At 66.8% G+C, this 18,196-nt stretch carries 19 protein-coding genes and 2 pseudogenes; 18 read left to right on the top strand and 3 right to left on the bottom strand.

The annotated features are described in order from the left end of the window. Nucleotides 1-100: 100 nt before the first annotated feature. The 9 genes from argS (at nucleotide 101) to AAFN46_RS08515 (ending at nucleotide 10,499) form a co-directional block, all read left to right on the top strand. Nucleotides 101-1,840 (top strand): arginine--tRNA ligase, encoded by a 1,740-nt coding sequence (gene argS, locus AAFN46_RS08555; RefSeq protein ID WP_347808255.1) that lies wholly within the window; start codon nucleotides 101-103, stop codon nucleotides 1,838-1,840. Beyond that, complete coding sequence (locus AAFN46_RS08550) at nucleotides 1,841-2,518, top strand: SPOR domain-containing protein (protein WP_347808254.1); 678 nt, start codon at nucleotides 1,841-1,843, stop codon at nucleotides 2,516-2,518. Nucleotides 2,519-2,613: 95 nt separating this feature from the next. Continuing rightward, on the top strand, nucleotides 2,614-3,144 hold the full coding sequence (gene hslV / locus AAFN46_RS08545; RefSeq protein ID WP_347808253.1) for an ATP-dependent protease subunit HslV: 531 nt from the start codon (nucleotides 2,614-2,616) through the stop codon (nucleotides 3,142-3,144). Between the two features lie 27 nt (nucleotides 3,145-3,171). Continuing rightward, complete coding sequence (hslU, locus tag AAFN46_RS08540) at nucleotides 3,172-4,509, top strand: ATP-dependent protease ATPase subunit HslU (protein ID WP_347808252.1); 1,338 nt, start codon at nucleotides 3,172-3,174, stop codon at nucleotides 4,507-4,509. 94 nt (nucleotides 4,510-4,603) lie between these two features. Then, nucleotides 4,604-4,975 (top strand): DUF971 domain-containing protein, encoded by a 372-nt coding sequence (locus AAFN46_RS08535; RefSeq protein WP_347808251.1) that lies wholly within the window; start codon nucleotides 4,604-4,606, stop codon nucleotides 4,973-4,975. Nucleotides 4,976-5,268: 293 nt separating this feature from the next. Then, nucleotides 5,269-6,948 carry a class II poly(R)-hydroxyalkanoic acid synthase gene (gene phaC / locus AAFN46_RS08530; RefSeq protein ID WP_347808250.1) on the top strand — a complete coding sequence of 560 codons (1,680 nt, stop codon included), beginning with the start codon at nucleotides 5,269-5,271 and terminating at the stop codon, nucleotides 6,946-6,948. Between the two features lie 160 nt (nucleotides 6,949-7,108). After that, on the top strand, nucleotides 7,109-7,966 hold the full coding sequence (gene phaZ, locus AAFN46_RS08525; RefSeq protein WP_347808249.1) for a poly(3-hydroxyalkanoate) depolymerase: 858 nt from the start codon (nucleotides 7,109-7,111) through the stop codon (nucleotides 7,964-7,966). A 157-nt stretch (nucleotides 7,967-8,123) separates the two neighbouring features. Further along, a complete protein-coding gene (gene phaC / locus AAFN46_RS08520) occupies nucleotides 8,124-9,806 on the top strand; it encodes a class II poly(R)-hydroxyalkanoic acid synthase (RefSeq protein ID WP_347808248.1) in 1,683 nt (560 codons plus the stop codon). Nucleotides 9,807-9,884: 78 nt separating this feature from the next. Beyond that, nucleotides 9,885-10,499: a TetR/AcrR family transcriptional regulator gene (locus AAFN46_RS08515; protein WP_347808247.1), complete on the top strand. Its 615-nt coding sequence runs from the start codon at nucleotides 9,885-9,887 to the stop codon at nucleotides 10,497-10,499. Nucleotides 10,500-10,722: 223 nt separating this feature from the next. On the opposite strand, the pseudogene AAFN46_RS08510 reads toward AAFN46_RS08515, so the two are convergent. The 3 genes and pseudogenes from AAFN46_RS08510 to AAFN46_RS08500 all read right to left on the bottom strand — a co-directional run. Then, a pseudogene (locus AAFN46_RS08510) lies at nucleotides 10,723-11,238 on the bottom strand (phasin family protein); the annotation flags it as partial. Between the two features lie 89 nt (nucleotides 11,239-11,327). Next, a complete protein-coding gene (locus tag AAFN46_RS08505) occupies nucleotides 11,328-11,771 on the bottom strand; it encodes a phasin family protein (protein ID WP_347808246.1) in 444 nt (147 codons plus the stop codon). A 101-nt stretch (nucleotides 11,772-11,872) separates the two neighbouring features. Next, nucleotides 11,873-12,151 (bottom strand): polyhydroxyalkanoic acid system family protein, encoded by a 279-nt coding sequence (locus tag AAFN46_RS08500; protein ID WP_347808245.1) that lies wholly within the window; start codon nucleotides 12,149-12,151, stop codon nucleotides 11,873-11,875. A gap of 221 nt (nucleotides 12,152-12,372) precedes the next feature. Here AAFN46_RS08500 and ubiE point away from each other — a divergent pair, with 221 nt between their 5' ends. The 9 genes and pseudogenes from ubiE to AAFN46_RS08455 all read left to right on the top strand — a co-directional run bounded on the left by ubiE (nucleotide 12,373) and on the right by AAFN46_RS08455 (nucleotide 18,189). After that, nucleotides 12,373-13,143, top strand: coding sequence for a bifunctional demethylmenaquinone methyltransferase/2-methoxy-6-polyprenyl-1,4-benzoquinol methylase UbiE (ubiE, locus tag AAFN46_RS08495; protein ID WP_347808244.1), 771 nt, complete (start codon nucleotides 12,373-12,375; stop codon nucleotides 13,141-13,143). Next, nucleotides 13,143-13,757 carry an SCP2 sterol-binding domain-containing protein gene (locus AAFN46_RS08490; RefSeq protein ID WP_347808243.1) on the top strand — a complete coding sequence of 205 codons (615 nt, stop codon included), beginning with the start codon at nucleotides 13,143-13,145 and terminating at the stop codon, nucleotides 13,755-13,757. Before ubiE ends, AAFN46_RS08490 begins: the two co-directional genes overlap by 1 nt. After that, nucleotides 13,754-15,343: a ubiquinone biosynthesis regulatory protein kinase UbiB gene (gene ubiB / locus AAFN46_RS08485; protein ID WP_347808242.1), complete on the top strand. Its 1,590-nt coding sequence runs from the start codon at nucleotides 13,754-13,756 to the stop codon at nucleotides 15,341-15,343. Before AAFN46_RS08490 ends, ubiB begins: the two co-directional genes overlap by 4 nt. A 78-nt stretch (nucleotides 15,344-15,421) precedes the next feature. Further along, nucleotides 15,422-15,820, top strand: coding sequence for a phosphoribosyl-AMP cyclohydrolase (gene hisI, locus AAFN46_RS08480; protein WP_347808241.1), 399 nt, complete (start codon nucleotides 15,422-15,424; stop codon nucleotides 15,818-15,820). Beyond that, entirely contained in the window at nucleotides 15,813-16,145 is a 333-nt protein-coding gene (locus tag AAFN46_RS08475; protein ID WP_347808240.1) for a phosphoribosyl-ATP diphosphatase, read from the top strand. The genes hisI and AAFN46_RS08475 overlap by 8 nt, the downstream gene beginning before the upstream one ends. A 24-nt stretch (nucleotides 16,146-16,169) precedes the next feature. Continuing rightward, nucleotides 16,170-16,406 (top strand): twin-arginine translocase TatA/TatE family subunit, encoded by a 237-nt coding sequence (tatA, locus tag AAFN46_RS08470; protein ID WP_347808239.1) that lies wholly within the window; start codon nucleotides 16,170-16,172, stop codon nucleotides 16,404-16,406. A gap of 3 nt (nucleotides 16,407-16,409) precedes the next feature. Beyond that, nucleotides 16,410-16,664: pseudogene (tatB, locus tag AAFN46_RS08465) on the top strand (Sec-independent protein translocase protein TatB); the annotation flags it as partial. 41 nt (nucleotides 16,665-16,705) lie between these two features. Continuing rightward, the gene (tatC, locus tag AAFN46_RS08460) at nucleotides 16,706-17,485 is read left to right on the top strand and encodes a twin-arginine translocase subunit TatC (protein WP_347808238.1); all 780 of its coding nucleotides are present in this window, start codon (nucleotides 16,706-16,708) and stop codon (nucleotides 17,483-17,485) included. Beyond that, complete coding sequence (locus tag AAFN46_RS08455; RefSeq protein ID WP_347808237.1) at nucleotides 17,482-18,189, top strand: 16S rRNA (uracil(1498)-N(3))-methyltransferase; 708 nt, start codon at nucleotides 17,482-17,484, stop codon at nucleotides 18,187-18,189. Before tatC ends, AAFN46_RS08455 begins: the two co-directional genes overlap by 4 nt. Nucleotides 18,190-18,196 lie beyond the last annotated feature (7 nt).

Here is an 18,196-nt window from a genome sequence, read left to right as displayed (position 1 = left end):
CCAAAGCGCGGCGTGCTTTTCCTTGCAGCTTGTGGCTTGCCGCTTGCCGCTGCTTTTATAATGCGCAGTTTTCGACCAGCCGCGGCCGACCGAGCAGACCATGAAAGACACGATTCGCCACCTGATCCAGCAAGCCCTGACCCGCCTCACCGCCGAGGGCGTGCTGCCCGAGGGCCTGAGCCCGGCCATTCAGGTGGAGAACACCAAGGACAAGAGCAACGGCGACTTCGCCAGCAATATCGCCATGATGCTGGCCAAGCCGGCCGCCATGAAGCCGCGCGACCTGGCCGAGAAGCTGGTCGCCGCCCTGCCGGCCGACGATGGCATCGCCAAGGTGGAGATCGCCGGCCCCGGCTTCCTCAACTTCTTCCAGAACAGCGACGCCCTGGCCCAGCGCCTGGAAGCGGCGCTGGCCGACGCCAGCCTCGGCGTGCGCAAGAGCGGCCCGGCGCAACGCGTGGTGGTCGACCTGTCGGCGCCCAACCTGGCCAAGGAGATGCACGTCGGCCACCTGCGCTCGACCATCATCGGCGACGGCGTGGCCCGCGTGCTGGAGTTTCTTGGCGACGAGGTGATCCGGCAAAACCATGTCGGCGACTGGGGCACCCAGTTCGGCATGCTGCTGGCCTACATGCAGGAGCAGCCGGTCGGCAGCGATGCCGAGCTGGCCGACCTGGAAAGCTTCTACCGCGCGGCGAAGAAGCGCTTCGACGACAGCGCCGAGTTCGCCGAGCGCGCCCGCCAGCTGGTGGTCCAGCTGCAGGCCGGCGACGCCGAGTGCATGCGCCTGTGGCACCGCTTCAACGACATTTCCCTGAGCCACTGCCAGGCCCTCTACGACCGCCTCGGGGTCAAGCTGAGCATGGCCGACGTCAAGGGCGAGAGCGCCTACAACGACGACCTGGCCCAGGTCATCGCCGACCTCGCCGCCAAGGGCCTGCTCACCGAGGACAACGGTGCCCAGTGCGTGTTCATGGACGAGTTCAAGAACGCCGAGGGCAATCCGCTGCCGCTGATCGTGCAGAAGGCCGGCGGCGGCTACCTGTACGCCACCACCGACCTGGCCGCCACCCGCTACCGCGCCAATGTACTGAAGGCCGAGCGCGTCCTGTACTTCGTCGACCAGCGCCAGGCCCTGCACTTCCAGATGGTCTTCGCCTGCGCGCGCCTGGCCGGCTTCGTGCCGCCGAGCATGGCGCTGGAGCACATGGGCTTCGGCACCATGAACGGTCCGGACGGCAAGCCGTTCAAGACCCGCGACGGCGGCACCGTGAAGCTGGTCGAGCTGCTCGACGAGGCCGAGCAGCGCGCCTACGCCCTGGTCAAGGAGAAGAACCCGGAGCTGGACGAAGACGAACTGCGCGAGATCGCCCGCGTGGTCGGCATCGCCTCGGTGAAGTACGCCGACCTGTCCAAGCACCGCACCAGCGACTACCGCTTCAACTTCGAGCTGATGCTGAGCTTCGAGGGCAATACCGCGCCCTATCTGCTGTACGCCTACACCCGCGTGGCCAGCCTGTTCCGCAAGCTGGGCAAGGAGGTCGGCGAGATCGGCGGGCAGATCCGCATCGAGGCGCCGCAGGAGCAGGCCCTGGCCGGCAAGCTGGCGCAGTTCGCCGACACCCTGAACAACGTCGCCGGCAAGGGCGAGCCGCACCTGCTGTGCGCTTACCTGTACGACCTGGCCGGGCTGTTCTCCAGCTTCTACGAGAACTGCCCGATCCTCGCCGCCGAGGACCAGGCCACCCAGCAGAGCCGCCTGCGCCTGGCCGCGCTGACCGGCCGCACCCTCAAGCAGGGTCTGGAGCTGCTCGGCCTGCCGACCCTGGAGCGCATGTAAGTGGCGGCAGCGAAGAAGAAGCCCGCCGCCAAGCGCGGCGCCAGTCGCTACCAGGCGCCGGCCAAGAAGCCGGTACCGGGCTGGGTGTGGCTGGCCTGCGGCGCCGCCGTGGGCGCCTTCTTCATGTTCCTGTTCAGCCTGGAGCCGGGCCGCGACGAAGTGAAGCGGGCTAATCCGGAACAGGCCAAGAAGACCGTGCAGCAGAAGCCGCAGGCCCCGGCCGAGCCGGCCAAGCCGAAGTACGACTTCTACACCCTGCTGCCCGAGTCCGAGGTCATAGTACCGCCGCAAGCGCTGCCGCCCGCCGAGCCGGCCAAGCCCGAGCAGAAGCCGGTGACGCCGGAGGAGGCGGCCAAGATCGACGCCGCCCGCGCCGAGGCCGCACTCAACGGCGAGACCCCGCCCCCGCCGCCGGTGGTGGCCAAGGCGCCGGTCACCACCCAGTTCTTCCTCCAGGCCGGCTCCTTCCGTAAGCGCGAGGACGCCGACAAGGTGCGCGCGCAACTGCTGCTGCTCGGGCAGAACGTGCAGGTCGAGTCGGGCAAGGTGCGCGAGGATACCTGGCACCGCGTGCTGGTCGGCCCCTACGCCAACCGCGAACAGCTGGCCGGGGCGCAGAAGCAGCTGGCCGCCAGCGGTTTCAGCAATCTCTTGCTACAACAGCGGCAGAGCCGCTGAGCCGGCAAGTTGCCCGCTCCGGTTGAAAAGCCGGGCGGGCCACCCCATCTGATCTCCATTCGGGCACTTCAGCCCCGCTGCGTGGAGATTCACCCTTGACCACCATCGTTTCAGTGCGCCGCAACGGCAAAGTCGTCATGGGCGGCGACGGCCAGGTTTCCCTCGGCAACACCGTGATGAAAGGCAACGCCAAGAAGGTGCGACGCCTGTACCACGGCCAGGTGCTGGCCGGCTTCGCCGGCGCCACCGCCGACGCCTTCACCCTGTTCGAGCGCTTCGAGGGCCAGCTGGAGAAGCACCAGGGCCATCTGGTGCGCGCCGCCGTCGAGCTGGCCAAGGACTGGCGCACCGACCGCAGCCTGAGCCGCCTGGAGGCCATGCTGGCGGTGGCCAACAAGGACGCCTCGTTGATCATCACCGGCAACGGCGACGTGGTCGAACCCGAACACGGCCTGATCGCCATGGGCTCCGGCGGCGGCTTCGCCCAGGCCGCGGCCCTGGCCCTGCTGCAGAAGACCGATCTCTCCGCCCGAGAAATCACCGAGGCCGCATTGAACATCGCTGGCTCCATCTGTGTCTTCACTAACCAGAATCTGACCATCGAAGAGGAAGACTGCGCTGAGTAAGCGCGCTTCCTGCTGGAGCAAGCCCGCATGCCTATGACCCCCCGCGAAATCGTTTCCGAACTGGACCGCCACATCATCGGCCAGGACGACGCCAAGCGCGCCGTCGCCATCGCCCTGCGCAACCGCTGGCGGCGCATGCAGCTGCCCGCCGAGCTGCGCCAGGAGGTGACGCCGAAGAACATCCTGATGATCGGCCCGACCGGCGTCGGCAAGACCGAGATTGCCCGCCGCCTGGCCAAGCTGGCGGGCGCCCCCTTCCTCAAGGTGGAGGCCACCAAGTTCACCGAGGTCGGCTATGTCGGCCGCGACGTCGAGTCGATCATCCGCGACCTGGCTGACGCCGCGCTTAAGATGCTGCGCGAGCAGGAAGTGCAGAAGATGCAGCACCGCGCCGAGGACGCCGCCGAGGAGCGCATCCTCGACGCCCTGCTGCCGCCGGCGCGCAGCTTCGGCGAGGAGGCCGCGCCGAGCACCGACTCCAACACCCGCCAGCTGTTCCGCAAGCGCCTGCGCGAAGGCCAGCTGGACGACAAGGAAATCGATATCGAGGTGGCCGAGGCGCCGATGGGTGTGGAGATCATGACCCCGCCAGGCATGGAGGAGATGACCAACCAGCTGCAGAATCTGTTCGCAGGCATCACCAAGGGCAAGAAGAAGAGCCGCAAGCTCAAGGTCAAGGACGCGCTCAAGCTGATCCGCGACGAGGAGGCCGCGCGCCTGGTCAACGAGGATGAGCTCAAGGCCCGCGCCCTGGAGGCGGTGGAGCAGCACGGCATCGTCTTCATCGACGAGATCGACAAGGTCGCCAAGCGCGCCAACGTCGGCGGCGCCGACGTGTCCCGCGAGGGCGTGCAGCGCGACCTGCTGCCGCTGATCGAGGGCTGCACGGTGAACACCAAGCTGGGCATGGTCAAGACCGACCACATCCTGTTCATCGCCTCCGGCGCCTTCCACCTGGCCAAGCCCAGCGACCTGGTGCCGGAGCTGCAGGGCCGCCTGCCGATCCGCGTCGAGCTCAAGGCCCTGACCCCGCAGGACTTCGAGCGCATCTTGAGCGAACCGCATGCCTCGCTGACCGAACAGTACGCCGAGCTGCTCAAGACCGAGGGCCTCGCCATCGAGTTCCAGGCCGACGGTATCCAGCGCATCGCCGAGATCGCCTGGCAGGTCAACGAGAAGACCGAGAACATCGGCGCGCGCCGCCTGCACACCCTGCTCGAACGCCTGCTGGAGGAAGTCTCCTTCAGCGCCGCCGACCTGGCCGGCCAGCAGAACGGCGAGCCGATCCGCATCGACGCCGCCTACGTCAACGGCCACCTCGGCGAACTGGCGCAGGACGAGGATCTGTCGCGCTATATCCTTTAAAGCAGCGGCAAGCTGCAAGCCATAAGCCACAAGTCGAAAGCACCTGTGCCTTGGCTTTGCTTGCCGCTTGAAGCTTGCCGCTTGGAGCTTTCTTATGCCCATCCCCAGCGCGATCAAACTGCACAAGGCGTCGAAGACCCTGGAGCTGCGCTATGGCGAGCAGCGCTACAGCCTGAGCGCCGAGTTCCTGCGCGTGCACTCGCCCTCGGCCGAAGTGCAGGGCCATGGCAAGCCGATCCTGCAGACCGGCAAACTCAAGGTCGGCCTGGAGCGCATCGAGCCGGCGGGCAACTATGCACTGAAACTGTGCTTCGACGACGGCCACGACAGCGGCCTGTACAGCTGGGACTATCTGTACCAGCTCGCCACCCGCCACGACGAGCTGTGGGCCGACTACCTGGCGCAGCTGGCCGCCGCCGGCAAGTCGCGCGACCCGGACGAGTCGATCGTGCGCCTGATGCTCTGAGGCGCGGCTCTAGGCCGCACCCCGCGCAATATTTCCTTCACACCTAGGGCGCATTTTCTAATCGCCCTCGGCATACTCCCGCGCGCCGTTCGTTCGACATTGGCGAACTTGCGCAAAAGAGGAAACTCGGGTAACCAAGGAACTGGCAGGTTCCGTGCATTTACCTACGGTGAATGCGAAGAAAGCGCGGAGTTCGCTCCGCACCCCGGCAAACCCGAGCAGTACCAGCCCTTCGCCCTGTGCCCTTTCACAGCTGCAGTTGGTATTCGTCTCAGGACAATGGAGCGTCGTAGATGACCCAGAAGAATAACGAAGACCTGCATCACCAAGCCTCGGAAAACACCTTGGGCCTGAACCCGGTGATTGGCTTGCGTGGCAAGGATCTTCTCACCTCTGCCCGGATGGTGCTGGTGCAGGCCATCAAGCAACCCTTGCACAGCGCCAAGCATGTCACCCATTTCGCGCTGGAGCTGAAGGACGTCCTGCTCGGCCGCTCCGAGCTGGTCCCCGAAGCCGACGACCGCCGCTTCGCCGACCCGGCCTGGAGCCAGAACCCGCTGTACCGCCGTTACCTGCAGACCTACCTGGCCTGGCGCAAGGAACTGCACGACTGGATCGAGGACAGCAACCTCACCGAACAGGACGCCAGCCGCGGCCACTTCGTCATCAACCTGATGACCGAGGCCTTCGCCCCGAGCAACAGCATGGCCCACCCGGCGGCCGTCAAGCGCTTCTTCGAGACCGGCGGCAAGAGCCTGCTCGACGGTCTCTCGCACCTGGCCAAGGACATCATCAACAACGGCGGCATGCCCAGCCAGGTGAAGATGGACGCCTTCGAGGTCGGCAAGAACCTGGCCACCAGCGAAGGCGCGGTGATCTTCCGCAACGACCTGCTGGAGCTGATCCAGTACAAGCCGACCACCGAGCAGGTGCACGAGCGCCCGCTGCTGGTGGTGCCGCCGCAGATCAACAAGTTCTACGTATTCGACCTGTCGCCGGAGAAGAGCGTGGCGCGCTTCCTCCTGCGCAACCACGTGCAGACCTTCGTGGTGAGCTGGCGCAACCCGACCAAGGCGCAGCGCGAGTGGGGCCTGTCGACCTATATCGAGGCGCTCAAGGAAGCCATCGACGTGGTCACCGAGGTGACCGGCAGCCCGGACGTCAACATGCTCGGCGCCTGCTCCGGCGGCATCACCATCTCCTCGCTGCTCGGCCACTACGCCGCCACCGGCGAGCAGAAGGTGCACTCCATGACCCTGCTGGTCAGCGTGCTCGACACCAAGCTCGACACCCAGGTCGCCCTGTTCGCCGACGAGAAGACCCTGGAGGCCGCCAAGCGCCGCTCCTACCAGGCCGGCGTGCTGGAAGGCAAGGACATGGCCAAGGTGTTCGCCTGGATGCGTCCCAACGATTTGATCTGGAACTACTGGGTCAACAACTACCTGCTGGGCAACGAGCCGCCGGTGTTCGACATCCTCTACTGGAACAACGACACCACCCGTCTGCCGGCCGCCCTGCACGGCGATCTGATCGAGCTGTTCAAGACCAACCCGCTGACCCGGCCCAACGCCCTGGAAGTCTGCGGCACGCCGATCGACCTCAAGCAGGTCACCAGCGACATCTATTGCGTGGCCGGCACCACCGACCACATCACCCCCTGGGAGGCCTGCTACAAGTCCTCGCTGCTGTTCGGCGGCAAGGTCGAGTTCGTGCTGTCCAACAGCGGCCACATCCAGAGCATCCTCAACCCGCCGGGCAACCCCAAGGCGCGCTTCTCCACCAACAGCGAGCAGGCGCCGACCGCCCGCGAGTGGCAGGAGAACGCCACCAAGCACGCCGACTCCTGGTGGCTGCACTGGCAAAAGTGGCTGGCCGAGCGTTCCGGCAAGCAGAAGAAGGCGCCCAGTGCCCTGGGCAGCAAGAAGCACGCGCCGGGCGAGGCGTCCCCCGGAACCTATGTGCACGAGCGCTAACCACAGAGCGCCCACCGCACCTTGCGCAATACTGCCCGCGGCACCCGGAAGTGCCGCACGCCGCGCCGGGCCCGTGCCCGCGCGGCGCCCGCCACGGCGGGAAACTGGAGCGCGGCCCCGGAAGGTCGCTCTCCACCGATTCATGTATAGGGCCTAGCGCATGCCGCAACCTTTCGTTTTTCGCACCATCGAACTGGACGGCCAGACCATCCGCACCGCGGTCCGCCCGGGCAGCAGCAGCCTGACGCCGCTGCTGATCTTCAACGGCATCGGCGCCAACCTGGAGCTGGTGATGCCCTTCGTCGCCGCGCTCGATCCGGACCTGGAAGTGATCGCCTTCGACGTCCCCGGCGTCGGCGGCTCCTCCACCCCGACCGTGCCCTATCGCTTCCCCGGCCTGGCCAAGCTGGCGGCGCGCATGCTCGACTACCTGGACTACGGTCAGGTCAACGTCATCGGGGTGTCCTGGGGCGGCGCCCTGGCCCAGCAGTTCGCCCACGACTATCCGGAGCGCTGCAAGAAGCTGGTGCTGGCGGCCACCTCGGCCGGCGCCATCATGGTGCCGGGCAAGCCCAAGGTGCTCTGGCGCATGGCCAGCCCGAAGCGCTACATCCAGCCGTCCTACGGCGTGCACATCGCCCCGGACATCTACGGCGGCGCCTTCCGCCGCGACCCCAAGCTGGCCCTGGCGCACGCCAGCAAGGTGCGCTCCGGCGGCAAGATGGGCTACTACTGGCAGCTGTTCGCCGGCATCGGCTGGACCAGCATCCACTGGCTGCATCGCATCCGCCAGCCTACCCTGGTACTGGCCGGCGACGACGACCCGCTCATCCCGCTGGTCAACATGCGCCTGCTGGCCTGGCGCATTCCCAACTCGGAACTTCACGTGATCGACGACGGTCATCTGTTCCTGGTGACGCGCGCCGAAGCGGTGGCGCCTATCATCATGAAGTTCCTTCAGGAGGAGCGGCAGCGCGCGCGGATGCATCCGCAACCGCAGCCCATTCGTGCGCACTGATCGCACAACTGTAGTGCCACACCGGTAGGCTCGCCCCAAGGCGATGCCGGCCGGACAAGGAAGATTCTTCGCGCGGCAGTCTGGAATGCCCTCCGGCGCGCCTTGGTACAAGCCTTGCTGTCATCGGAGATGACAGTTTGACGACGGAGCCTGCCCCATGCGAGACAAAGCTGCATCAGGATCATTGCCGGTCCCCGCAAACTTCATGAACGCGCAGAGTGCCATGGTCGGCCTGCGCGGCCGCGACCTGTTCTCCACCCTGCGCACCCTGGCCTTCCAGGGCCTGCGCCAGCCGGTGCACAGCTCGCGCCACCTGCTGGCCTTCGGCAAGCAGCTGGGCCGGGTGATGCTCGGCGACACGCCGTTCCAGCCCAACCCGCAGGACAGTCGCTTCGCCGACCCGACCTGGCGCCTCAACCCCTTCTACCGCCGCAGCCTGCAGGCCTATCTGGCCTGGCAGCGCCAGCTCAAGGCGTGGATCGACGAGAGCGATCTGTCGGCGGACGACCGCACCCGCGCGCACTTCCTGTTCTCCCTGCTCAACGACGCCCTGGCGCCCTCCAACACCCTGCTCAACCCGCTGGCGGTCAAGGAGCTGTTCAACAGCGGCGGCACCAGCGTGCTGCGCGGCGCCCGGCAAATGTTCGACGATCTGCTGCATAACAGCGGCATGCCGCAACAGGTCGACAAGCGCGCCTTCGAAGTCGGCCGCAACCTGGCCACCACGCCCGGCGCGGTGGTGCTGCGCACCGAGATGTTCGAGCTGATCCACTACAAGCCGATGAGCGAGAAGCAGTACGAACGCCCGCTGCTGATCGTGCCGCCGCAGATCAACAAGTTCTACATCTTCGACCTGAGCCCGGAGAAGAGCTTCGTCCAGTACTGCCTGAAGAACGGCCTGCAGGTGTTCATGCTCAGCTGGCGCAACCCGGATGCGCGGCATCGCGAATGGGGCCTGTCCAGCTACGTGCAGGCGGTAGAGGACGCCAGCGACCTGTGCCGCTCGATCACCGGCAGCAAGGAAGTCAACCTGATGGGCGCCTGCGCCGGCGGCCTGACCATCGCCGCGCTGCAGGGCCATCTGCAGGCCAAGCGCCAGCTGCGCAAGATCGGTTGCGCCACCTATCTGGTCAGCCTGCTCGACGCCCAGGTGGAGAGCCCGGCCATGCTGTTCGCCGACGAGCAGACCCTGGAGTCGGCCAAGCGCCGCTCCTACCAGAGCGGTGTGCTGGATGGCCGCGACATGGCCCGGGTGTTCGCCTGGATGCGCCCCAACGACCTGATCTGGAACTACTGGGTCAACAACTACCTGATGGGCAAGGAACCGCCGGCCTTCGACATCCTCTACTGGAACAACGACAACACCCGCCTGCCGGCCGCCCTGCACGGCGACCTGCTCGACCTGTTCAAGCACAACCCGCTGAACCGGGCCGGCGCCCTCGAGGTGTGCGGCACCCCCATCGACCTGTCCAAGGTCGGCCTGGACAGCTTCAGCGTGGCCGGCATCAACGACCACATCACGCCTTGGGACAGCGTCTATCGTTCGGCGCTGCTGCTCGGCGGCAACAGCCGCTTCGTGCTGTCCAACAGCGGCCATATCCAGAGCATTCTCAACCCGCCGGGCAACCCCAAGGCGACCTACTTCGAGAATGGCAAGCTGAGCGGCGATCCGCGCGCCTGGTACCACGAGGCGAAGAAGAAGGAAGGCAGCTGGTGGCCCGAGTGGCTGGAGTGGATCCAGCAGCGTTCCGGCGAACAGCGCGAGACCCAGTTCAGCGTCGGCAGCAACAAGTACCCCGCCATGGAGTCGGCGCCGGGCACCTACGTGCATGTGCGCTGAAAGCGGCAACCAGCACTGGCCGGGCACGCGTCCGGCCGGTTATCGTCGGCACTCCGGCGGCCACCACAAGATCATGGAATGAAGACCCGCGAGCGCATCCTCGAGTGCGCCCTGCAGCTGTTCAACGAGCAGGGCGAGCCCAACGTTTCCACCCTGGAGATCGCCACCGAGATGGGCATCAGCCCCGGCAATCTCTACTACCACTTCCATGGCAAGGAACCGCTGATCCTGGAGCTGTTCGAGCGCTTCCAGGCCGAGCTGGCGCCGCTGCTCGACCCGCCGGCCGAGGCCGAGCTGGGCGCCGAGGACTACTGGCTGTTCCTCCACCTGATAGTCGAGCGCCTGGCCCAGTACCGCTTCCTGTTCCAGGACCTGTCCAACCTGTCCGGACGCCTGCCCAAGCTGGCCCGCGGCATGCGCCAGTGGCTCAACCAGCTCAAGCGCACCCTAGCCAGCCTGCTGGCGCGCCTCAAGGCCCTCGGCCAACTGCGCAGCGATACCCAGTCGCTCGGCCAGCTGGTCGAACAGATCACCCTGACCCTGCTGTTCTCCCTGGACTACCAGCGTATCCTCGGCGCCGCCGGCGAAATACGCCTGGTGGTTTACCAGGTGATGATGCTGGTCGCCCCGCACCTCACCGACGAGCCGCGCCACGCCGCCGAGCTGCTGGCCCATCGCTATCTGGAAACTTAGGGTCCGCTGAAATGCAAACGCCCGGCACTGGGCCGGGCGCTGGCACATCCCGAGGGAATCAGGACGGGGTGGACGGGGTCGCCGATGTCGCGGCCGGGGCCGATGCCGGAGCTGCGGCCGGGGCCGGCGCCGGGGCGGCTGCCGGCTTGGCGGCAACCGGTTTGGCGGCAGGCTTGGCCGCTGCTGGCTTCTTCACCGCCGGCTTCTTCGCAGCCGGTTTCGCGGCAGCCTTGGCGGCGGGTTTAGCAGCAGGCTTGGCGGCGGCCTTGGCTGCCGGTTTAGCGGCGGGCTTCGCAGCCGGCTTGGCGGCAGCCTTGGCGACCGGCTTGACCGTCTGGCCGGTGATTTTCTCGATCTGCTTGGTCAGGGTGTCGACCTTGGCCTGCAGAGCCTTGACCTCGTTGCGGCTGGGCACACCCAGGCGCGAGATGGCACTGTTCAGACGCCTGTCGAAGGCGTCCTCCAGCTCGTTCCACTTACCGAGCGCCTTGTCCTTGACCTCGTCGACCTTGGACTTGGCCGAATCGACGGTGGAACCGACGCTGGACTTGACCGCACCCAGCTGCTTGTCCACTCCGGTCTTGGCTTTCTTCTCGGCTTTCTCGCCATCCTTGACCAGGCCATCGAACAGCTTGTTGCCGTCGTTGCTGATCTTCGAATAGGCACCGAGGCCGGCCAGCCAGATCTGCCGCGAGTACTTCTCGATCTCGCCGATCCAGGAACTGCTTTCCTTCTTGGCCGCCGGCTTCTTGGCTGCCGGTTTGGCCGCGGCCTTGGAGGCCGGTTTCGCTGCGGTAGGTTTCTTGACTGCCATCCTGCTCTCCTTGATTAGGTCCGCGCCACACGCTCAAGCAATGCATTCAACGCATCCAGCTTAGCAGAGAGTGCATCAACATCCTGCTTGGAGGGAATACCCAGGCGATTCAGCGCGCTGGCGACACGGCTGTCGAAGGCCTGCTCGATCTTGTCGAGACGTACCTCAACCTTGCCCCTGACCTCGGCGACGCTGCTCTTGACGCTCTTCAGTTGCGATTCGATCTGGCTGTTGGCGGCCTCGACCTGCTCGCTCACCAGCTTCTTGCCCTGCTTCTCGACGCCCTCGCCGGCCTTGACCAGCTCCTTGAAGTACTCGGCGCCCTCGGCACCGGCCTTGGCATAGGCGCCCAGGCCTGCCAGCCAGACCTTGCGAGCATAGTCCTTCACGTCGGTCAGAACGGTGATCTTGCTTTCGACAGCTTCGTCTTTCTTCTTGACGGCGGCTTTAGTGGCCATGGTGCACCTCACGTTCATAGGGGGTGAAAAGTTCGTCCTGAATCAGGACTTGAGCGCAAGGTAGAGGGAAAAATTAGAAATCACATACTAGGGACAGCACCTCACGCCTGGAGGTGCTTGTCGAGCGTCTCCTCGATCTCGCGGCGGATGGTGCCGCCGAGGGCCGACAGCAGCAGGCCCAGCTTAAGCTCCACGCGCACGCTGTCCGCCGCCACCGCGATCCGCCCGTCGGCACCGCTGCGCTTGAACTCCAGGGTGTCGCCGCTCCAGCGGTACTTCACGTCGTACTCGCGCGCCAGCCGCTCGGCCAGTGCCTCGGCCTTCTCGCGGGCGGCCGCGAGGCCGAGGTTGTGGGAACGTTCGACGGTGATGCGGCTCATGCGCGACTCCTGCTGCGACCTGATGTCACGCGACTATATCAGTAAGCTGCAAGGCGGACGGCCGCCCCCTGCAAGCTGCAAGCTGCAAGCCGATCAACGTGAAGCCGGCAAGGCCAGCCCATCAAGCGCCCACCCTGCTCTTACTTGCAGCTTGCGGCTTGAAGCTCCTAGCTGCCTTTTAGGTTTAGAATGGCCGCCACTTCGATTCAGGTGACCGCGACATGAACGACCCTCGGCAAAACCCAGAGCAGGAAAAGACCACCCACTTCGGCTTCCAGGATGTCCCGGAAAGCCAGAAGGCGGAGAAGGTCGCCGAAGTCTTCCACTCGGTGGCGGCCAAGTACGACCTGATGAACGACGTGCTCTCCGGTGGCCTGCACCGCCTGTGGAAGCGCTTCACCATCGAGCTGTCCGGCGTGCGCCCGGGTAACCGTGTGCTGGATATCGCCGGCGGCACCGGCGACCTCACCCGCAAGTTCGCCAGCCTGGTCGGCCCCAGCGGCGAGGTGGTGCTGGCCGATATCAACGACTCCATGCTCAAGGTCGGCCGCGACCGCCTGCTGGACAAGGGCGTGGCCGGCAACGTGCAGTTCGTCCAGGCCGACGCCGAGGCACTGCCCTTCCCGGACAACCACTTCGACGTGGTCACCATCGCCTTCGGCCTGCGCAACGTGACGCGCAAGGAGAACGCCCTGCGCTCCATGCTGCGCGTGCTCAAGCCGGGCGGCCGCCTGCTGGTCCTGGAGTTCTCCAAGCCGGGCAACCCGCTGCTGGCCAAGGCCTACGACACCTACTCGTTCAGCTTCATGCCGCTGGCCGGCAAGCTGATCACCGACGACGCCGACAGCTACCGCTACCTGGCCGAGTCGATCCGCATGCACCCGGACCAGGAGACGCTCAAGGCCATGATGGTCGAGGCCGGGTTCGAGCGCGTCACCTACCACAACATGACCGGCGGCATCGTCGCCCTGCATCGCGGTATCAAACCCTGATGCTTATGAGCGGCCTGCTGGCCGGCGTCGAGCTCGGCCTCAACCGTGTGCTGCGCATGGACAGCACCGCGTTGCCGCGCTTGGCCCGCCTGGAGGGCAAGCTGATCGAGGTCGACTGCCAGAGCCCGGCGCTCAAGCTGTTCATCCTGCCCAGCGGCGAAGGCCTGCAGCTGGCCAGCCACTGGGAGGGCGCCGACTGCGTGCTCAGCGCTCCCGCCAGCAGTCTGCTGAAGCTGGCCCTGGCCAAGGACAAGACCGCCGTGCTGCACCGTCCCGAAGTCAGCCTCAGCGGCGACAGCGCCGCGCTGCTGGAGCTGGCCGGCATCCTCCAGGACCTGGAGCTGGACTGGGAGTACGAGCTGTCGCGCTGGCTCGGCCCGGTCGGCAGCCAGCTGCTCGCCGGCCACCTGCGCAGCCGGGTGAACTGGGCCGGCGACAGCCTCGACAGCCTGCGCCAGACCCTGGCCGACTACCTGGCCGAGGAGTCGCGCAGCCTGGTCGGCGAGCGCGAGGCCCAGGCCCGCTTCGACGAACTGGACGACCTCAAGCTGGCCCTCGACCGCCTCGACGCGCGCATCGACCGCCTCGCCAAGAGCCTGAACAAGACCCCATGAGCCTGCTCGCCACCCGCCGCCTGCTGCGCATCCTGCGCGTGGTCGTCCGCTACCACCTGGACGACCTGCTGCTGACCCTGCCCCTGCCCGCCTGGATGCGCGCCTTGCGCCTGGTCCTGCCCTGGCGCTGGCTGCCGCGCCGCCCACTTCGAATGAGCCGCGGCGAGGCCCTGCGCCACGCGCTGCAGGACCTCGGGCCAATCTTCATCAAGTTCGGCCAGCTGCTCTCCACCCGCCGCGACCTGCTCCCCGCCGACGTCGCCGACGAGCTGGCCAGGCTGCAGGACCGGGTACCGCCGTTCGACCCCGAGCACGCCATCGAGCGCATCGAGCAGCAACTCGGCGCGCGGGTCGGCGAGGTGTTCGCCCGCTTCGACGTGCAGCCGCTGGCCTCGGCCTCGGTGGCCCAGGTGCATGCCGCCCAGCTGAAGAGCGGCGAAGAGGTGGTGGTCAAGGTGATCCGCCCCAACCTGCGGCCGATCATCCGCTCCGACCTGGCCTGGCTGTTCCTCGCCGCGCGCATCGCCGAGAGGGCTTCCGCCGACGCCCGCCGCCTGCGCCCGGTGGAGGTGGTGGCCGACTACGAGAAGACCATCTACGACGAACTCGACCTGCTGCGCGAGGCGGCCAACGCCAGCCAGCTGCGGCGCAACTTCGACGGCTCCGACCTGCTCTATGTGCCGCAGGTGCACTGGGACTGGTGCCGACCCAAGGTGCTGGTGATGGAGCGCATCTACGGCGTGCCGGTGACCGACCTGGCGACTCTGGCCGACCAGCGCACCAACATGAAACTGCTGGCCGAGCGCGGCGTGGAGATCTTCTTCACCCAGGTGTTCCGCGACAGCTTCTTCCATGCCGACATGCACCCCGGCAACATCTTCGTCGCCACCCGCACGCCCTGGAGCCCGCAGTACATCGCCATCGACTGCGGCATCATCGGCAGCCTCACCGCCGAGGACCAGGACTACCTGGCGCGCAACCTGATCGCCTTCTTCAAGCGCGACTACCGCAAGGTGGCCCAGTTGCACATCGACTCCGGCTGGGTGCCGGCCGATACCCGCGTCAACGAGTTCGAGGCGGCCATCCGCACCGTGTGCGAGCCGATCTTCGAGAAGCCGCTCAAGGACATCTCCTTCGGCCAGCTGCTGCTGCGCCTGTTCCAGACCGCGCGACGCTTCAACATGGAAGTGCAGCCGCAACTGGTGCTGCTGCAGAAGACCCTGCTCAACATCGAGGGCCTGGGCCGCCAGCTGTACCCGGACCTGGACCTGTGGAGCACCGCGCAGCCCTTCCTCGAACGCTGGATGCGCGAGCGCGTCAGCCCCCTGCACCTGCTGCGCAACCTGCAGCAGCAGGCCGAGCAGGTGCCACACCTGTCGCAGATGGCCCGCGACACCCTGGAGCGCCTCAACCAGCCGCGCCCGGCGCAGGCCGCAGCGGCGCCGCGACAACGCGCCTGGCCGCTGCGCCTGCTCGGCGCGGCGCTGGTGGCCGGTGGCGTCAGCCAGGGCCTGGCCCTGGCGCCGGCGGCCTGGGCCGCCTGGCTCAGCCTGGGCGCCGGCCTGGCGTTGATCCTGCGCCGATAGCCAGTGCCGGCCGCGGCTGGCACACTAGTCGGATAGTTACCCGATTCACCACAAGGCCGCCCAAGGGCGGAGCTGCGAATGACCGACTGGCTCGACGAAATCAACTGGAACCAAGACGGCCTGGTGCCGGCCATCGCCCAGGACCACAAGACCGGGCGCGTGCTGATGATGGCCTGGATGAACCGCGAGGCGCTGGCCCTGACCGCCAGCGAGGGCCGCGCCATCTACTGGTCACGTTCGCGTGGCAAGCTGTGGCGCAAGGGCGAGGAGTCCGGCCATGTGCAGAAACTGCACGAGCTGCGCCTGGACTGCGACGCCGACGTCATCGTCCTGCAGGTCGAGCAGCTCGGCGGCATCGCCTGCCACACCGGGCGCCAGAGCTGCTTCTACCGGGTCTTCGAGAACGGCGCGTGGCAGACCGTCGACCCGGTGCTCAAGGACCCGCACGCCATCTACCAGGATCACAAGCATGAATGACACCCTCACCCGCCTGGCCGAGGTGCTGGAGGCGCGCAAGGGTGCGGCGCCGGACAGCTCCTACGTGGCCAGCCTGTACCACAAGGGCCTGAACAAGATTCTGGAGAAGGTCGGCGAGGAGTCGGTCGAGACCATCCTCGCAGCCAAGGACGCCGCCGTCAGCGGCGACTGCGACGACCTGATCTACGAGACCGCGGACCTCTGGTTCCACAGCCTGGTCATGCTCGCCGCCCTCGGCCAGCACCCGCAGGCCGTGCTGGACGAACTGGACCGCCGTTTCGGCCTGTCCGGGCACGCGGAAAAGGCCGCGCGCCCGCAATCCTGAATTTCACCTCACTGGAGATTTCCCATGGGTATCGGCGGTATCAGCATCTGGCAACTCCTGATCATCCTGCTCATCGTCGTCATGCTGTTCGGCACCAAGCGCCTCAAGGGCCTGGGCTCGGACCTGGGTGATGCGATCAAGGGCTTTCGCAAGTCGATGAACCAGGGCGAGGAAGAGTCCAAGCCGGCGGTGGAAGAGCCCAAGGGCCAGACCATCCACGGCGAGGCGCGCAAGGTCGAAGAGCCGGCGAAGAAAGACTGATCCATGTTCGACATCGGCTTCTCCGAACTGCTGCTGGTCGGCCTGATCGCCCTGCTGGTGCTCGGCCCCGAGCGCCTGCCGGTGGCCGCACGCATGGCCGGCCTGTGGATCGGCCGGCTCAAGCGCAGTTTCAACAGCCTGAAGGCCGAGGTGGAGCGCGAGATCGGCGCCGACGAGATCCGCCGCCAGCTGCACAACGAGCATATCCTCGAGCTGGAGCGCGAGATGAAGCAGAGCATCCAGCCGCCGCCGGCCAGCCCGGCGCCGGCGACCGATAGCCAGGACAAGCCCAGCCAGCCATGAGCGAGCCTTCCCGCGACGATCAGGAGATGCCCCTGGTCGCCCACCTCACCGAACTGCGTAACCGCATCCTGCGCTGTGTGATCGCCGTGCTGCTGATCTTCGCCGCGCTGTTCTACTTCGCCCAGGACATCTACGCGCTGGTCGCCGCGCCGCTGCGCGCCTACCTGCCAGAAGGGGCGACCATGATCGCCACCGGCGTGGCCTCGCCCTTCCTCACGCCCTTCAAACTGACCCTGGTGGTGGCGCTATTTCTCAGCATGCCGGTGGTGCTGCAGCAGATCTGGGGCTTCATCGCCCCGGGGCTGTACCAGCACGAGAAGCGCATCGCCGTGCCGCTGCTGATCTCCAGCATCCTGCTGTTCTACGCCGGCATGGCCTTCGCCTACTTCGTGGTGTTCCCCATCATGTTCGGCTTCTTCGCCAGCGTGACGCCCGAGGGCGTGGCGATGATGACCGACATCGGCCAATACCTGGACTTCGTCCTCACCCTGTTCTTCGCCTTCGGCGTGGCCTTCGAGATTCCGGTGGCCACCTTCCTGCTGATCTGGGTCGGCATGGTCGACGTCGCCACCCTGCGCAAGAGCCGTCCGTACGTGATCGTCGGCTGCTTCATCGTCGGCATGGTGCTGACCCCGCCCGACGTGTTCTCGCAGACCCTGCTGGCCGTGCCCATGTGGCTGCTGTTCGAAGCTGGCCTGCTGTTCGGCAGCCTGGTGCGCAGGCGCGGCGAGCACGAGGCCGAGTCGGACGATCAGCCGCCCGCACCGCTGCCATGAATCTGCTGCTGCTGGAGGACGCCGACTTCGTCGCGGCGGATCGCGCCGTGCTCAGTGGCCGCCGCCTCAAACACCTGCACGAGGTACACGGCGCCGAGAGCGGCGACAGCCTGCGCGTCGGCCGCCTCGGCGGGCTGATGGGCCGAGGCATCCTGCTGGCCCTGGATGAGCAGCACGCCGAACTGCGGGTCGAGCTGGACCAGCCGCCGCCGGCCAAGCTGCCGCTGACCCTGCTGCTGGCCCTGCCCCGGCCGAAGATGCTCAAGCGCGTGCTGCAGACCGTGGCCGCCATGGGCGTGCCGCGCCTGGTGCTGCTCAACAGCTACCGGGTGGAGAAGAGCTTCTGGCAGACCCCCTTCCTCAGCCCCGAGGCCATCCGCGAGCAACTGATCCTCGGCCTGGAACAGGCGCGCGACACGGTGCTGCCCGAGGTGCTGATCGAGAAACGCTTCAAGCCCTTCGTCGAGGACAGACTGCCATCGCTCGCCGCCGGCAGCCTGGGCCTGGTCGGCCACCCCGGCGACTTTCCCGCCTGCCCACGCCAGGTCGAACAGCCGGTGACCCTGGCCATTGGCCCGGAAGGCGGCTGGATCCCCTACGAAGTGGACAAGCTGCGCGAGGCCGGACTGCAACCGGTGCAGCTCGGCGAGCGCATCCTGCGCGTGGAGACCGCGGTGCCGGCGCTGCTGGCGCGGCTGTTCTGAACTCGTT

The sequence above is a fragment of the Pseudomonas sp. CAU 1711 genome (genome assembly GCF_039888625.1).
Taxonomy (GTDB): Bacteria; Pseudomonadota; Gammaproteobacteria; order Pseudomonadales; family Pseudomonadaceae; genus Aquipseudomonas.
The sequence above is the reverse complement of the archived record's forward strand: the minus strand, read 5'-3'. Positions and strand labels throughout refer to the sequence as shown.

Coding starts and splice junctions, on each gene's coding strand:
- argS (WP_347808255.1), top strand. CDS start 101: ATGAAAGACACGATTCGCCACCTGATCCAGCAAGCCCTGACCCGCCTC.
- hslU (WP_347808252.1), top strand. CDS start 3,172: ATGCCTATGACCCCCCGCGAAATCGTTTCCGAACTGGACCGCCACATC.
- AAFN46_RS08535 (WP_347808251.1), top strand. CDS start 4,604: ATGCCCATCCCCAGCGCGATCAAACTGCACAAGGCGTCGAAGACCCTG.
- phaC (WP_347808250.1), top strand. CDS start 5,269: ATGACCCAGAAGAATAACGAAGACCTGCATCACCAAGCCTCGGAAAAC.
- phaZ (WP_347808249.1), top strand. CDS start 7,109: ATGCCGCAACCTTTCGTTTTTCGCACCATCGAACTGGACGGCCAGACC.
- phaC (WP_347808248.1), top strand. CDS start 8,124: ATGCGAGACAAAGCTGCATCAGGATCATTGCCGGTCCCCGCAAACTTC.
- AAFN46_RS08515 (WP_347808247.1), top strand. CDS start 9,885: ATGAAGACCCGCGAGCGCATCCTCGAGTGCGCCCTGCAGCTGTTCAAC.
- AAFN46_RS08505 (WP_347808246.1), bottom strand. CDS start 11,771: ATGGCCACTAAAGCCGCCGTCAAGAAGAAAGACGAAGCTGTCGAAAGC.
- AAFN46_RS08500 (WP_347808245.1), bottom strand. CDS start 12,151: ATGAGCCGCATCACCGTCGAACGTTCCCACAACCTCGGCCTCGCGGCC.
- ubiE (WP_347808244.1), top strand. CDS start 12,373: ATGAACGACCCTCGGCAAAACCCAGAGCAGGAAAAGACCACCCACTTC.
- AAFN46_RS08490 (WP_347808243.1), top strand. CDS start 13,143: ATGCTTATGAGCGGCCTGCTGGCCGGCGTCGAGCTCGGCCTCAACCGT.
- ubiB (WP_347808242.1), top strand. CDS start 13,754: ATGAGCCTGCTCGCCACCCGCCGCCTGCTGCGCATCCTGCGCGTGGTC.
- hisI (WP_347808241.1), top strand. CDS start 15,422: ATGACCGACTGGCTCGACGAAATCAACTGGAACCAAGACGGCCTGGTG.
- AAFN46_RS08475 (WP_347808240.1), top strand. CDS start 15,813: ATGAATGACACCCTCACCCGCCTGGCCGAGGTGCTGGAGGCGCGCAAG.
- tatA (WP_347808239.1), top strand. CDS start 16,170: ATGGGTATCGGCGGTATCAGCATCTGGCAACTCCTGATCATCCTGCTC.
- tatC (WP_347808238.1), top strand. CDS start 16,706: ATGAGCGAGCCTTCCCGCGACGATCAGGAGATGCCCCTGGTCGCCCAC.
- AAFN46_RS08455 (WP_347808237.1), top strand. CDS start 17,482: ATGAATCTGCTGCTGCTGGAGGACGCCGACTTCGTCGCGGCGGATCGC.